Raw genomic sequence first — 14,287 nt, 5'->3', positions numbered from 1 at the left:
GAAAAACTCCAGTTTTCCGACATTCACGCACCGGCTGAACGGCCGGTGCGTCCACCGCTCTTAAACCGCATGCCGTTTTCGCAAAACCGCTGCACACTTTTGCGCGACATGCATCAGCCGCTATTGCGTCGGCCGGCCGACGATTTCGACCTTGTCGGAAACAAGTGCTGCCAGCGCGGCCTTGTCCAGCCGCCAGTCCGGCGAGCCATAGCCAAGCGGCCACTTGTAAGGCTCCCTGTCGTTGAAGAACACCACGGCCGTCAACAGCGGGAAACGCGCGCGATAAGTCCTGCGATCGAAGATTTCTGCGTACCAGGCGCGCTTGTAATCCGCTGAACCGGCAACCCCAAGCTCGGCAATCATCACAGGCTTTCCAAAGCCTTCGACGCGGCGGTATTTTTCGCCAAGCGTCTCGCCGAAGCTGCGCTCCCGCCCCCAATAGTCCACATCCATCTTCTGCAGACCCCACACGGGAATGCCGATGGCATCGACGACATCGTCGCCGGGATAGTAGCCGGCAAGGTTGCGATGGCCCTTGGGCGACCAGACGAAGCGAGCGTCAGGCGCCAGCTCCCGGCAGCTTCTAACGAAATAGCGAAACGCCTTCTTATAGCCGTCCATGTCGCGCCGCGCCCAGGGATAGCGGCCGTCAGGGTCCTCCATCTCGTGGCCCCAGCGCATGTAGACCGGCGCTGCAACCGCGCCGGCACGCCGGCAGATATCGCCGATCTCGCGGTCGAAACGACCGCGGCCGATATCGGCAAACAGCCGCTCGCCGCCCGCCCGCCAGTTGCTCGCATGGGTATAGGGCTCGACGGAGATCATCAGCGCCCGCCCTTGGCCCTCGGCAATGGCGATCTTGCGCTTCAGCATCGCCTTGTCGAGCGCCTGCCAATAGATGAAGACATGCTCGATCGTGAGCGCAGCGCTGCCCGTGACCGCGTCATGCGGATCGTAGACGCCGATCGCGACCTCGCCGCCGGGCGTGCCGGCAGACCGCGCCGCCGAGCTGATCGAGCCCGTCGTCAGCACGCGATCGACCGTGCCGCCGAGATCGGCAGCCGCAACCCGCGAGGCACCCGCCACCGGCAGAAGCGCCATGAGGCCGGCCAAAAACACCGATCTGAACATCGCAATCGACAAGAGCTGTCTCCGGCAGGAGGACTTTGAGCATTTCCAGGAAAAGCCCGGGAAGGTTCCGCCCGGAGTTGCCTGGAACACAAGGAGCTTGAGTATTTCCGTTCGTGCATCCAACGCGGAAACGGTCTAACGGCACTCGGAATGAAACGGGGTGCTGTGGCGCTCCGCCCTATGGGAATGGCTTTACAGCGAGCTTCTGAGGAAGCAGCGCGACGTATGGCCGAAACCGCTCGGCGAGCAGATATAGGGCGCGCGGCCGAGATAGGCGGAAACGCGCCGTCTTGCCGGCAGCGGCTCGACGATATCGTCCTCTTCCGCAACCTTGATCAGCTTGCCCTGCTTCGCGCCCGCGCTCGGTGCGCTTACGGCTGCCTTGGAGCCGGCAGACGCAAACAGCGGGCTTTCAGCCATACTCGCCGACGAACAGCCGGATGAGACAAGCAGAAGACCGAGAAGCGAGGCAGGTACGAGATACTTGAAACCCGAAACGGTGGTGCGGCGTGCGCCGCCCAAGGCGGTTAGGCTTCGCATAAGCATCCTTTCGAAGAAGCGGCCAGCGCCGCTTGGCAACTTCCCTACAGCGCCGCGCGTCTTGTTAGACGCGCAAAGGTCGCTGCAGCACTTTGAATGGCTGCATGTTTTGATCCTTAAATCGAATAGGATTTAAGGAAACATGCAGTAGCGGGAATCACCCAAGAAGTTCAACCCCCACTTCTTATTATTGACAGCTAAAATTAAGAGTTTCTTTCTTAGCGATGTCTTTTCACACGTACGGACGACCGAAATCGGCGCGGCAGGCACGGGCCTTCGCCTCGCCAGCCGCCGCCCAGCCAAGGCGCGATACGTGGCCGCAACAAAGAAACGCTGTGAGATCATCAGGCCGGGCCGCCAACCCACGCGCACCGATTTCAACCGCACACCGACGTCGACCATGCGCCAGTTGCGCGCCTGTCTTCCTTCCCTTCGCAGCGCCTGCCGCACCAGCCGCCATCGCCGCCATGCGCGCCGATCACCTGTCAAGCCGCAACAGCCGTTCGTCCGCGGGACGCTCGGCGCAAAACCGGGCCCGACCAAAGTCCCCCTCATTTCTGGCTGCCGGCTGTTTACACAGTGTTGACCTCTGTGACGCACCTTGGCTTCCAGGCGCAACATGTTTGAGCGTATGCGCCCACTCCAAAACTGCCCGCTCCGGCGGGCATTTTTTTGACCGCTCGGCGGTTATCTCACAGATGAGAAGTATCTAACCGTAGAGCAGCCAGGAGCGCGGTTCTCCAGCGCGACTGCTGTTGAGCCATTTTTAGGTCGCGGAAAGAACCCTGGTGGGCGCGAGGTCCCGGGCCGGCGCGAGCCTTTCATGAGAGACGTCCTTATCAGGCTCGCTTTGTCGGCCATTGCAATTTTTAGGCGTTTCACGTCTGCCTTGCATATAGCTTCAGCAATCAAGCGCGTGTTGTTAGCATTTTACAGGATTTCCGCTCACATCCTACGCGTTGCACGAGGATAGAGACCTCACGCCCGCTTTACGCTTCATCGAACGCAATGATTTAACAGGCTTGAGACGCAGATCTCGCAAACATTCGCCGGTAGGTTACAATGGTGGGCCCGGAGGGACTCGAACCCCCAACCAAGCGGTTATGAGCCGCCGGCTCTAACCATTGAGCTACAGGCCCACGCCGGATCAAAGATCCGGGACTCAGCGAACCAATGGCAGTTCGTGATCGGCAATGGCTCTAGCCGAAAACCTTTTTGACGACAAGTCATTGCCGCAATGCCCACACAATCGCTAAGCATGAAAGCAGCAGGGACAGAAACAACCGGAGAGACACGAACCATGACTTCCACACGCACTGCCCGCACGCTTTCCATTGCTGCCTTGGCCGCCGCCTTTGCGGGTATTGCCGCTGCCGGCGCGCACGCGCAAGATCCCGCCAAAAAGCGCGAAGCGATCATCACCGTGGCCGGCGAAGGCCGCTCATCGATCGCGCCTGACATGGCCATCCTGCAGCTGAGCGTCGTCAAGGACGCCAAGACCGCCCGCGAGGCGCTCGACGCCAACAACAAGACGATGGCCGAGGTTCTGGCTGCGCTGAAGGACGGCGGCATTGCCGAGCGCGACCTGCAGACGAGCGGCTTTTCGGTCAACCCGCAATACAACTACCCGCCCAACAATGACGGCGGCAACCGCCCGCCGGAGCTGATCGGCTACCAGGTGGCCAACGGCGTCAGCGTGCGCGTGCGCGACCTCGCCAAGCTCGGTGACATCGTCGACAAATCGGTGACATTGGGCGTCAACCAGGGCGGCGGCATCCAGTTCACCAACGACAAGCCGGAAGGCACCATCACCGAAGCGCGCAAGGCAGCCGTTGCCGACGCCATCGAGAAGGCCAAGGTTCTGGCCGAAGCTGCCGGCGTCTCGCTCGGCAACATCGTCGAGATCACCGAACAGGGCTTCCGCCCGGAGCCGGTGCCGATGATGCGCGCCGGCATGGCCAAGGAATACGCAGCCGACTCCGTGCCGATGGCAACGGGCGAAAACAGCTACAACGTGACCGTCAACGTCACCTTCGCGATCAAGCAGTAAGACCGACCGCTGAGGCCCGTCCCCCGGAAAGTGCGGGCGGGTTTTGCGGGCCTGCAGTTGGCTCGGTACGACGCTTCGCTTACGGTCCCACGCACGACAGCGCCGCGCGTCGTATCAGACGCGCAAAGTCGCTGTAGCACTTGGAATTGCTGCGCGCTTTGATTGGCAGAGCCACGCTTTGCCCGGCCACTGAGGCAGCCCTCCCGCCAAACAACGCAAAGTGGGTCGCGGCTTCGCAACAGCGCCAGGTGGACCAGAGACTTGTGGCGTGCGGCCCAGCCCTGCTCTTCTGCGATGTGTCTCAGACAAAGAAAAACCCCTCACGCCTGGGGCGTGAGGGGGCGCATTTCCGCCGGCCGGGGGAGACAGGACGGAAAAGGCTTGGATTACCAGCGGCCGATAAAGGGGCAGCCGCGAACGTTGGCGAACGCGATCGTCTGGCGATAGCCGCGGCGGCTGCCTTCGACGACGACGCGGCGGTGCGAGACATCGGCGACATGGGCGCGGCGCAGGCCATGGTCACGGGCCTTGTCGACGGCCATCCAGGGGGCGCAACGGCTACGGCGGCCACCGCCATCCCAGCCACGGTCCGGACCGCGGCGCTCGCGACCCCAGTCGCGCTCGTCACCATAACCACCGTCGTAGTCGCGATACTGGACCTGGACGCCACCGCCCGAGCCGAAGCCGAATTCGACGGTTTCTGCGGAAGCGGTGGAAGCGGCGCCCACGAGGCCGGTCAAACCGATGACGACGGCGGCGGCTGCGTTGATGAGGGTATTCTTCATGGTCTTTCTCCGAGGGCTTGAAGGGTTCAATCTGCAATCACCGTCCCAAGCGATTGATCGGACAATAGCGGCGCCAAACTGAACGCTAGCGGAACTGCACATTCATGCGGGGTTCAGATTGCGGGCACCTGACGAAAACCGGCGGGAGACAAAGATTCGTTCGACTTTTAAGCGAGCCGCAACGGCGCGGTGCTGCCGCACCAGAACCGGATTTTCGCTAGAAATATCAGTTGATTAATGGAATCCCCGGCACGCAGGATTGCGATACCGCGCGCGACGGGCGGCATAAAAAGATCGCCACGATTTCCTTGAGGCGGCCGTGATGCGTCGCTGCCGATCAGCCGGCAAGTTCGGCTTCGAAAGCCCGCATGTTGCGATAATGGCTGAGCCGGGTGATCGACTGGTCCTCGATCTCGAATACGAAGACGGTGGGGATCGAATAGGTTTGGCCGGATGCGGCGGGAAAGCCCTCCAGCGTCTCACGATAGGTGCCGCGCGCCGTCACATCGGCGGCAATCCGCTGGCCGAAATTGTCGCGCATCAGCACGATGTCGCCATAGGTTTCGTCGAAATGCCGGAGATAGGTCATGATGCTTGCCCGCAGCGGCTCGACGCCGACGGTGCGCTGGCCGGTCAGCGAATCAAGCGCCACGTCCTCGTCGACAAGCCGCGCCAAGGCGTGGAAATCGCGGTCGTTGAGCGCCTCGATGAAGCGGCTGGCAATGGTCTGCGCGTCGGTCATATCTACCTCGATGCTGATTGCGTATGGCCATGCCTTTCGGACGGCAGACGAGGAAACGACGATCGAACGAACGCGCCGGCAAATTTCGTTCGCACCCCGTTCCCTAACCAATATGGAGGGGTGACAGTCCCCTTCAAGACGTTGCCGCGGTCAATCGGCAGATGTCATGGCCCCAGATGCAGCACGATCTCGCGGCGGTGCGGCCGGTCGCGGTGTTCGAAGAGATAGAGCCCCTGCCAGGTGCCGAGCGCCATGCGGCCCGCATTGACGGGCACGCCGATCGACACCTGCGTCAGCGCCGCCTTGATGTGAGCGGGCATATCGTCTGGCCCCTCCTGCGTGTGCACCACCCAGCGCATCGACGGATCGGAGGATGGCGGCACCAGCCGGGCGAAGAACTCGCGGAGGTCCCGCTTCACGTCGGGATCGGCGTTTTCCTGGATCAACAGCGAGCAGGAGGTGTGGCGGACGAACAGGGTCAAAAGCCCCTCGCCCGCGCCGTTGGCGCTGACGAAGTCTGCCGCCTCGTCGGTGAACTCGTAGAGCCCCTGGCCGCGGGTGGAAATGACGATCGTGGTCTGCGGCATCGGCGTTGGTTCTCCTCGGCTGGCGGCGGCAAGCGCGCCGCCACCTGAACGGGTTTGGCAAAAGCCGCTGCCAAGTCAAGCCCACTGCAGGTCTCCTTAAATCCTATTCGATTTAAGGATAAAACATGCAGCAATTCAAAGGGCTACAGCGACCTTTGCGCGTTTAATAAGACGCGCGGCGCTGTAGGCCTCCCGCCAAGTCTATTTCTCGAGAAAAGCCTCGAATCCGCCATAGATCATGCGCTTGCCATCGAACACATCCTTCCAGGCATCGCCTTGCAGCCGCGGATCCGCCATCACCTTGGCAACGATCGCGTCACGGTCGGCGCGCGACTTGTAGACGATCCAGGAAAAGACCACGGTCTCGTCGTCCTTGGCCTGCACGGCGCGGGGAAAGGACGTCACCTCGCCATAGGGCACGTCGTCGCCGAGGCATTCGGCATAGGAGAGTGCGCCATGCTCCATCCACACATCGCCCGCCTGCCGCGCCATGTCCTTGTAGGCCTCGATATTGCCCTTGGGCACGGCAACGATGAAACCATCCACGTAACTCATGTCGATATCCTCCTCGGTTGCTTCGACCAACAAAGGACGAACGGGATGGAAAGGTTCCGACAAAACCAGCGATTTTTTCAGATGATGAATGCTTGGGTGCCCTCGCCGCCTTTGCCGGCCGGCCTGTTGCGGCCACTCAAGGCTTTGAGAAAAAATCCGGGTCGCCTGTCGGCACATCCGCTTTTCGTTCGTCCTTGGGAAGACCACCGCCCAAGGGAGCAACAGTCATGCAGAAGATCACGCCCTTTCTCTGGTTCGACAACCAGCTCGAAGACGCCATCCAGTTCTATACCTCCATCTTCCGCAATTCCCGCGTCACCGACGTCAAGAAAGGGCCTGACGGTAAGGCGTTCACCGCCTCGTTCGAGCTTGAGGGACAGGCGTTCATGGGGCTCAACGGCGGGCCGCATTTCAAGTTTTCCGAAGCCGTCTCGTTCTTCGTGCGCTGTGCCGATCAGGCGGAGGTCGACTATTATTGGGAGCGCCTGCTCGACGGCGGCACGCCGCAGCACTGCGGCTGGCTGAAGGACCGCTTCGGCCTTGCCTGGCAGATCATACCGGATGCGCTGATGCAGCACCTGAGCGATCCTGATCCGGCCCGCGCCGGCCGCGCCCAGCAGGCGATGATGGGCATGGTCAAGATCGACGTCGCCGGGCTTGAAAAGGCCGCCGCCGGCTGAGCCCTATGCCAGCTGCTGATATGACATCAGCTTCCGCAACCGTTGAGTTGGCGGCTATAGAGCGAGGCCATGCCAGAGGCGCGTTTGGCGCCGGTCTTGGCCGTGTCGCTCCAGTTGCCGCGGGCATAACCGGCATGCCCGTGATAATAGGCGATGTAGAGCCGATAGGCGTCGTTGAGCGCGATGCCGTTCTTCTGGCTGCTTTCGCGGTGATACCAGGCAATGAAGCGGATGGCGTCGCCGAAATCCGAACGCCGCGCCGTCCAGCGGCCGGTTTCGCTCTGGTAGCGCGCCCAGGTGCCGTCGAGCGCCTGCGAATAGCCATAGGCCGATGAAACGCGCGTCCAGGGAATGAAGCCGAAGAGTTTTGTGCGCGGCGGCTTGGCATTATGGCGGAAGCCGGATTCCGTATAGATCGTCGCCATCAGCACCGGAACGGGCACGCCATATTCGCGCTCCGCCTGATAGGCGGCGCGGCGCCAATTGTTGAAAAGGCCATCTCGCTGCTCGAAAACCGCGCACGCGTTCCGGGTGTCTCTCGGCACCGTTGCGCAACCGGCCAGCAACAGGAGGACGACGACAAAAACGCAACGCATCTTCGAACCTCTCGTTTCCGAGAGATTGATAAAACGTAAACGTTAAGGATCGGTTTTGAATCGAATACGATTGATTGCGGGGCTACCGCATACGTCCTGAAGTCGGATCCGATTTAAGGATAAATTATGCAGCAGGTTCAAAGTGCTACGGCGTCCTTTGCGCGTCCGCAGGTTTCCGAAGATCATGCGAGCGCGCGTCGACGGCGGCAGGCGCGAAACGAGGAGAGCGAAGACATGCGGTTTCCTGCTTTGATGTTTGCAACCCTTGTCGGACTGGTGGGCCTTGCACCCGCCGCATGGGCCGACGATTGCGCCAATGCCAGCGACCAGGCGACGATGAACGAATGCGCTGATAAATCCCTCAAGGCCTCCGACACCGAACTCAACACCCTCTACAAGCAGATCGAGGCGCGCCTGAAGGACGACCAGGACACCACCAAGCTGCTCATTGCCGCACAAAAGGCATGGATCGCCTTCCGTGATGCCGAATGCGATTTTTCCGCCGCCGGGGTTACGGGCGGCACCGCCTATCCGATGATCGTCCTTCTGTGCCGCGATAACCTGACCCAGAACCGCGTCAAGGATTTCAAGGGCTATCTCAGCTGTCAGGAAGGCGACCTCAGCTGCCCGCTGCCGCCGGTAAACTGACGGGCTGATGGGCAGGCTAGCCAAAACGCTTGTGATGACCGCAGCGATCATCGGGCTGTTGTGGACCGGCGCGCAAGCCGCCGACCGGACGGCGCTCTATGTCAGCGATGCGATCGTCACAGGCACCGGCGAGCAGAACCGGCAGATCGGCTTTCGCGAATGCCTGAGCGAGGTTCTCGTCAAGGTCTCCGGCGATTTCACGCTCACGGGGAGCACGGCACTTGCCGCCCTGCAGGTGCAAGCCGCAGAGTTCGTCGCCTCGTTCTCCTACCGCGACCGGCTGGAAGGCGTCCCGATTCATGACGAGCAGGGAACGCATGACCGCCCGCATGACCTTACCTGCCGTTTCGATCCCACCACCATCGATCCGCTCCTGGCAAAGCTCGGGCGCAAGCCGTGGCTGTCGCCGCGGCCGACAATCGCCGTGCTGCTTGCCGTTCACGATCAGAGGCGCCGCTTCGTGCTGACGCGCGACGGCAGCGAGAGCCCGTATATGGCGGATTCGCTTGCCGTCGCGGCAGTACCGCTGGCGCTCTCGGTGCGGCTGCCCGATGCTGCAACGCTTACAAGCAAAGACCTTGATTTCGTCCATCTATCGCGCCAGCGGCCGGCCGAGCTCAAACAGCTCGCAACGGATATCGGCGCGGAAGTGCCCCTCGCCGGCACCCTCGTATGGTCCGATGCCGCCCGCGGCTGGATCGCCGACTGGCGCATCACCGAAAACGGCAGGGAGTATCGCTGGCAGATCCGCGGCGTCAGCTTCGACGAGGCCTTTCGGGATGCCATGCGCGGCGCCGCGCGCATACTCTCCGGCAACGGCGCGCCGTAGATAAGCATCGTATTGCCGATTGTTGCGCTCAGCGCCTGCTGATCTCAGCCCAGGGACGCGACCAACTCGCGATAGGCGGCTTCCGGGAAGGCCTTGAGCGTCCGCGTGCGCACATTGCCACCCATGCCGAGCGTCATGGCAAAGCGCGCCGCCACCGCATCGTCAGGCGCCTCGCAGATAGCCACCATGTCGTACTCGCCCATGGTCAGAAAGAAATGTTTGAAGGAGCCGCCCATGTCGGCGAGCATCTTCTTGGCCGCGTCGAGCCGCTTGGGAGACTCGCGCACGTTCTTAACGCCCTGCTCTGTCCAGTTGAGGAGCACGACATAAGTGGTCATTTCACACCTCCATGAGGGCACGCTTCACGCCCACGGTGCGACTGCCCGTGCTTCAAGCCGGGTGCCCCAATTGCTCCGAAAGGGGAAGTATAGTCCTGTGCGGAGACACCTACAAGAAAGCATCGGAACAACAAAAAAGCCGGGCTGAGCGCCCGGCTTCTTGATGGTTCGACCTTCGACCGCTTAGCTGTCGAGGAACGAGCGCAGCTTGCGCGAGCGGCTCGGATGCTTGAGCTTGCGCAGCGCCTTCGCCTCGATCTGACGGATACGTTCGCGGGTAACCGAGAACTGCTGGCCGACTTCTTCGAGCGTATGGTCGGTGTTCATGCCGATGCCGAAGCGCATGCGCAGGACGCGCTCTTCGCGCGGCGTCAGCGAGGCAAGAACGCGGGTCGTCGTTTCGCGCAGGTTCGCCTGGATGGCGGCATCGATCGGCAGCAGCGCATTCTTGTCCTCGATGAAATCGCCGAGATGCGAATCCTCTTCGTCGCCCACCGGGGTTTCGAGCGAGATCGGCTCCTTGGCGATCTTCAGGACCTTGCGGACCTTTTCGAGCGGCATGGCGAGCTTCTCGGCCAATTCTTCCGGCGTCGGTTCGCGACCGATTTCATGCAGCATCTGGCGCGACGTGCGAACGATCTTGTTGATCGTTTCGATCATGTGCACCGGAATGCGGATCGTGCGGGCCTGGTCGGCGATCGAACGGGTGATCGCCTGACGGATCCACCAGGTCGCATAGGTCGAGAACTTGTAACCGCGACGGTATTCGAACTTGTCGACCGCCTTCATCAGGCCGATGTTGCCTTCCTGAATGAGATCGAGGAACTGCAGGCCGCGGTTGGTGTACTTCTTGGCGATGGAGATGACGAGGCGCAGGTTCGCTTCGACCATTTCCTTCTTGGCGATGCGCGCTTCGCGCTCGCCCTTCTGCACCATCGAGACGATGCGGCGGAATTCGGCGATCGAGATGCCGGTTTCGGTCGCAAGGTTCTGGATCTCCTGGCGGATGTCGCGGATCGTCTGGTTTTCGCTCTTGGCGAATTCCTTCCAGCCCTTGCCGGCCAGGTTGCTGATCGACTTCATCCAGTTCGGGTCGAGTTCGGCGCCGGAATACTGCTCGAGGAACGAGTCACGCTTGACGCCGTAGGATTCGGCCAGGCGCAACAGGCGGCCTTCGTTCTGCATCAGGCGCTTGGAGATGTCGTAGAGCTGCTCGACGAGGCTGTCGACGCGGTTCTGGTTGAGCGACAGCGACTTGACCGCCTTGATCAGCTCGTCCTTGAGCTCCTTGTAGCGGCGCTCCTGGGCAGGCGACAGCGTGCCAGTGGCAGCCAGGCGGGCTTCCACCTGCTGGTCCTGCAGCTTGCGCAGCTTCTTGTAGGTCTCGGCGATGATGTCGAGGGTTTCCATGACCTGCGGGCGCAGTTCCGCTTCCATGGCGGCGAGCGAGAGGTTCGACTCGTCGTCGTCTTCCTCTTCCTCCTCGCTCGGCATGACATCGCCGCCGACATTGGTGATGTCGTCGTCGTTGGCGGCGCGAACCTTGCGGGTCTTTTCCTTTTCCTCGGCAGCCTTGCGGTCAGCCTCGATCTTTTCCGGGCTCTGGAACTGCGGAGCAGCCTTTGCCTCGGGACCGGAATAGGTGGTTTCGAGATCGATGATCTCGCGCAGCAGCGTCTGGCCTTCGTTGAGTTCGTCGCGCCAGATGATCAGCGCCTGGAACGTCAACGGGCTCTCACAGAGACCAGCGATCATCGTCTCGCGGCCAGCCTCGATGCGCTTGGCAATCGCGATTTCGCCCTCGCGCGACAGAAGCTCTACCGAACCCATTTCGCGCAGATACATGCGCACCGGGTCATCGGTTCTGTCGGTCGGCTCTTTCTTCTTCGTCGCCGCAAGCGCCGTGCCGCCGGAAGGGGCCAGTTCGCCGCCTTCGCCGTCGTTGTCGTCGTCGCTGCTTTCGTCGTCGCTGCTGCCGCCGGCGGCTTCCTCAGCTTCCTCGTCTTCGATGACGTTGATGCCCATGTCGGAGAGCATCGCCATCGTGTCTTCGATCTGCTCGGAGGTGACTTCTTCGGACGGCAGGACGGAGTTCAATTCGTCCATCGTCACATAGCCGCGCTTCTTGGCGGCCTTGATCATCTTCTTGACAGCGTCATCGGAAAGATCGAGAAGCGGGCCGTCCGGAGCGCCTTCGCGTTCAACGTCAGCTTCTTCGTTTTCTTTGACTTTGGTTGCCATTTAGTTCGTCGCTTTCCTTGTCGCAACCGGCGTGAGCCCGGTGCAAATGCCGCTCGAAGGTCCGGGTGCGCCGCGCACCCGCCACCGAATCATTTCCCCTGACGTAACGGGATGATGTTTAATTCCTGATTAACCACGATAGCGATCGTGGCAAAGCGGGCAAGCTCCGACAGTCCTGCCACTGAAGCACTACTGGCATGATATCCTAACCGCCGTGTCATTTCGCCATTTCTTGCTTGGAAATGGTGATTCCCAGAATTTTCGATCCCGTCAAGCATTTCCGCTGAAAAACCGCCCGATTCGGCAAAAATCGCCTCAGTTCATGTTTTTTGGTGTTTATCAGCGTCCGCTGAACATGTAGGCGCTGCCCGTCAAAAGACAAGGGTCGATACCGCTTATCGGCAAGGCTCCGTTGTGCCTTGGCCAACGGCGCAACCATGACTATACGCGTTGGCACCCTCACACCGAAAGCCCGTCATATTTGACGATCTTCACTGCCTCAATGTCGAACTCCGGCAGACAGCGCAGGTTGACGGCCGCCATGGGTCCGTTCGGACCGGCCCCTTCGCCGAAGGGTGCGATGCCACAATGGTTGCAGAAATGATGCTTGATGACATGCCTGTTGAATTCATAGGTCGAGAGATCAGCTTCCGGCGTCTTCAGCCTCAGACTGTCGCGCGAAACGAAGGCCAGCAATCCGCCACGCCGGCGACACATCGAACAATTGCAATCGATCGCCTCGGCGAAGTTCCCCTCAACTTCGAAGGCAATCTTTCCACAATGACAGCTTCCCTCATAGCGCATGCACGGGCTCCTCTGATCGTCTCAACCGCTGATCGCAGACATCGGCAGCGTCGGCAAAGATAGTGCACCGCAGCCGACGAACAAGCCGGATCAACAAGACGCAAAACAATTCCTGAAACGGCGGACTTCGTCTTAGAGTTCGCAACATTATTCCGGTTTTTCGCTTGCCCGCGACCCGATCTCGAAAGACCTTCCGCCCTACTGCATGTTTCCTTAAATCGTACCCGATTTATGGACAAAAACATGCGGCAATTCAAAGCGCTACAGCGACCTTTGCGCGTCTGAAAAGACGCGCGGCGCTGCAGGAAACGGAGGCCAGAATGAACATCAAGGAAACCGACGCCATGCGCGTCATCAGCATTGCGCGCAGGATCACAATCCCGGACGTCAGGCATGCAGCCGCCGAGCTGGCACCGCTGATCGAGGCGGAGATCGGCCGGGCGGGGCGCAAGCCCGCAGGGCCTTGGATCTTCATCGCGCAGAACCTGCCGAAGAACGCCAGAACCGTCTTTGACTGGCGCATCTGCCGACCCGTCGAGCGTGGCGAGGGCTATCGCGGCGCGCTGGATATGATCGAGCTCGAGCCGATCATGGTAGCCTCGACCCTGCATCAAGGCCCGATGCGAAGCCTCTTCACCCAGGGCTATGCGCCGCTGGTGGAAAAGATCGAGATGAGCAGACACAATTTCTCCGGCGAGAGCCGCGAGATTTATCATCGCTGGGCCGGCCCGGGCGCCCGCTACCACGAGATCGAGATCCAGTTCGGCCTTGCCAACTAGAGCATTTCCAGGAGAAGTGCGCAGCGGTTTTCCGTCAGGAAATGCGCAAAAACAAAGAGATATAGCGTTTCTGCGATTCCGTCTAAACGGGAAACGCTGACGAAAAAGCCGCGCATCCGTGGAACGCGCGGCCTGGTGGTTTCCGGCACTGCGCCGAAGCGTCCCGCTTACCAGTCCATGACGACCTTGCCGGAGTTGCCGGAGCGCATGGCCTCGAAGCCGTCGCGGAACTCGTCGATGCCGATGCGGTGGGTGATGACCGGTGACAGGTCGAGCCCGCCCTGGACGAAGGCGATCATCTTGTACCAGGTCTCGAACATCTCGCGGCCGTAGATGCCCTTGAGGTTGAGCATCTTGAAGATCACCTTGTTCCAGTCGATCTCGAATCCANGCGATCATCTTGTACCAGGTCTCGAACATCTCGCGGCCGTAGATGCCCTTGAGGTTGAGCATCTTGAAGATCACCTTGTTCCAGTCGATCTCGAATCCRGCCGGCGCAATGCCGAGAATGGCGATCTTGCCRCCATTGTTCATCTTGTCGATCATGTCGCGGAAGGCGGGTGCTGCCCCCGACATTTCCAGCCCGACATCGAAGCCCTCGGTCATGCCGATCGCCTTCATCACGTCGGCGAGGTTTTGCTTCGACGCATCGACGACATGGTCGATGCCGACCTTGCGGGCAAGCTCCAGCCGCGTCGGGTTGATGTCGGTGATCACCACCTTGCGCGCGCCCGAGCGCTTGGCAACCAGYGCCCCCATRATGCCGATCGGCCCGGCGCCGGTCACCAGCACATCCTCGCCGACCAGATCGAACGACAGTGCGGTGTGCACCGCATTGCCGAAGGGATCGAAGATCGCGGCGATCTCGTCGGGAACGTCTTCSGGGATCGGCACGACRTTGTATTCCGGCAGGCAGACGAATTCGCCGAACGAGCCCGGCCGGTTGACRCCGACGCCGAGCGTGTTGCGGCAGAGGTGGCCG

Annotated in this window: 16 protein-coding genes, 1 tRNA gene and 1 pseudogene; 5 read left to right on the top strand and 13 right to left on the bottom strand. The window is 61.1% G+C overall.

The window, feature by feature from the left end; translation table 11 throughout:
- Positions 1 to 120 precede the first annotated feature (120 nt).
- From ASD02_RS12620 to ASD02_RS12605, 3 genes are all read right to left on the bottom strand, one after another.
- Entirely contained in the window at positions 121 to 1,143 is a 1,023-nt protein-coding gene (locus ASD02_RS12620; RefSeq protein WP_051509175.1) for a glycosyl hydrolase, read from the bottom strand.
- 180 nt (positions 1,144 to 1,323) lie between these two features.
- On the bottom strand, positions 1,324 to 1,671 hold the full coding sequence (locus ASD02_RS12615; RefSeq protein WP_038576297.1) for a hypothetical protein: 348 nt from the start codon (positions 1,669 to 1,671) through the stop codon (positions 1,324 to 1,326).
- A gap of 1,063 nt (positions 1,672 to 2,734) precedes the next feature.
- A tRNA-Ile gene (locus ASD02_RS12605) sits at positions 2,735 to 2,810 on the bottom strand.
- 161 nt (positions 2,811 to 2,971) lie between these two features.
- Here ASD02_RS12605 and ASD02_RS12600 point away from each other — a divergent pair.
- Positions 2,972 to 3,721 carry an SIMPL domain-containing protein gene (locus tag ASD02_RS12600; RefSeq protein ID WP_057210308.1) on the top strand — a complete coding sequence of 250 codons (750 nt, stop codon included), beginning with the start codon at positions 2,972 to 2,974 and terminating at the stop codon, positions 3,719 to 3,721.
- A gap of 386 nt (positions 3,722 to 4,107) precedes the next feature.
- Here ASD02_RS12600 and ASD02_RS12595 read toward each other — a convergent pair whose 3' ends face one another.
- From ASD02_RS12595 to ASD02_RS12580, 4 genes are all read right to left on the bottom strand, one after another.
- The gene (locus ASD02_RS12595) at positions 4,108 to 4,506 is read right to left on the bottom strand and encodes a hypothetical protein (RefSeq protein WP_025427873.1); all 399 of its coding nucleotides are present in this window, start codon (positions 4,504 to 4,506) and stop codon (positions 4,108 to 4,110) included.
- A gap of 337 nt (positions 4,507 to 4,843) precedes the next feature.
- Entirely contained in the window at positions 4,844 to 5,248 is a 405-nt protein-coding gene (locus ASD02_RS12590; RefSeq protein WP_025427874.1) for a ketosteroid isomerase-related protein, read from the bottom strand.
- Between the two features lie 164 nt (positions 5,249 to 5,412).
- Positions 5,413 to 5,835, bottom strand: coding sequence for a secondary thiamine-phosphate synthase enzyme YjbQ (locus ASD02_RS12585; RefSeq protein ID WP_025427875.1), 423 nt, complete (start codon positions 5,833 to 5,835; stop codon positions 5,413 to 5,415).
- 201 nt (positions 5,836 to 6,036) lie between these two features.
- Complete coding sequence (locus tag ASD02_RS12580; protein ID WP_025427876.1) at positions 6,037 to 6,390, bottom strand: DUF1428 family protein; 354 nt, start codon at positions 6,388 to 6,390, stop codon at positions 6,037 to 6,039.
- A 227-nt stretch (positions 6,391 to 6,617) separates the two neighbouring features.
- On the opposite strand from ASD02_RS12580, the gene ASD02_RS12575 reads away from it, so the two are divergent.
- Positions 6,618 to 7,070, top strand: a complete 453-nt coding sequence (locus ASD02_RS12575; protein WP_025427877.1) for a VOC family protein — start codon at positions 6,618 to 6,620, stop codon at positions 7,068 to 7,070.
- A 26-nt stretch (positions 7,071 to 7,096) separates the two neighbouring features.
- On the opposite strand, the gene ASD02_RS12570 is transcribed toward ASD02_RS12575, so the two are convergent.
- Positions 7,097 to 7,666, bottom strand: a complete 570-nt coding sequence (locus ASD02_RS12570) for a transglycosylase SLT domain-containing protein (RefSeq protein ID WP_025427878.1) — start codon at positions 7,664 to 7,666, stop codon at positions 7,097 to 7,099.
- 234 nt (positions 7,667 to 7,900) lie between these two features.
- Here ASD02_RS12570 and ASD02_RS12565 point away from each other — a divergent pair, with 234 nt between their 5' ends.
- Together ASD02_RS12565 and ASD02_RS12560 are read left to right on the top strand one after the other, a co-directional pair.
- The gene (locus tag ASD02_RS12565) at positions 7,901 to 8,314 is read left to right on the top strand and encodes a lysozyme inhibitor LprI family protein (protein WP_025427879.1); all 414 of its coding nucleotides are present in this window, start codon (positions 7,901 to 7,903) and stop codon (positions 8,312 to 8,314) included.
- Between the two features lie 34 nt (positions 8,315 to 8,348).
- Positions 8,349 to 9,143, top strand: coding sequence for a DUF2066 domain-containing protein (locus ASD02_RS12560; protein WP_158268959.1), 795 nt, complete (start codon positions 8,349 to 8,351; stop codon positions 9,141 to 9,143).
- Between the two features lie 44 nt (positions 9,144 to 9,187).
- On the opposite strand, the gene ASD02_RS12555 is transcribed toward ASD02_RS12560, so the two are convergent.
- From ASD02_RS12555 to ASD02_RS12545, 3 genes are all read right to left on the bottom strand, one after another.
- Complete coding sequence (locus ASD02_RS12555) at positions 9,188 to 9,481, bottom strand: GYD domain-containing protein (RefSeq protein WP_025427881.1); 294 nt, start codon at positions 9,479 to 9,481, stop codon at positions 9,188 to 9,190.
- Positions 9,482 to 9,664: 183 nt separating this feature from the next.
- Complete coding sequence (gene rpoD, locus ASD02_RS12550) at positions 9,665 to 11,722, bottom strand: RNA polymerase sigma factor RpoD (protein ID WP_025427882.1); 2,058 nt, start codon at positions 11,720 to 11,722, stop codon at positions 9,665 to 9,667.
- Positions 11,723 to 12,181: 459 nt separating this feature from the next.
- Complete coding sequence (locus ASD02_RS12545; protein ID WP_025427883.1) at positions 12,182 to 12,526, bottom strand: GFA family protein; 345 nt, start codon at positions 12,524 to 12,526, stop codon at positions 12,182 to 12,184.
- Positions 12,527 to 12,846: 320 nt separating this feature from the next.
- Here ASD02_RS12545 and ASD02_RS12540 point away from each other — a divergent pair, with 320 nt between their 5' ends.
- A complete protein-coding gene (locus tag ASD02_RS12540; protein ID WP_025427884.1) occupies positions 12,847 to 13,305 on the top strand; it encodes a hypothetical protein in 459 nt (152 codons plus the stop codon).
- A gap of 167 nt (positions 13,306 to 13,472) precedes the next feature.
- On the opposite strand, the pseudogene tdh reads toward ASD02_RS12540, so the two are convergent.
- Positions 13,473 to 13,695: pseudogene (tdh, locus tag ASD02_RS39745) on the bottom strand (L-threonine 3-dehydrogenase); the annotation flags it as partial.
- A gap of 1 nt (position 13,696) precedes the next feature.
- Positions 13,697 to 14,287, bottom strand: a 591-nt coding sequence (locus ASD02_RS12535; RefSeq protein WP_244494225.1) for a zinc-binding dehydrogenase, incomplete at both ends; no start/stop codon positions are given.

It is taken from the genome of Ensifer sp. Root1252, from assembly GCF_001425885.1.
GTDB classification, from domain to species: Bacteria; Pseudomonadota; Alphaproteobacteria; order Rhizobiales; family Rhizobiaceae; genus Ensifer; species Ensifer canadensis.
The sequence above is the reverse complement of the archived record's forward strand: the minus strand, read 5'-3'. Positions and strand labels throughout refer to the sequence as shown.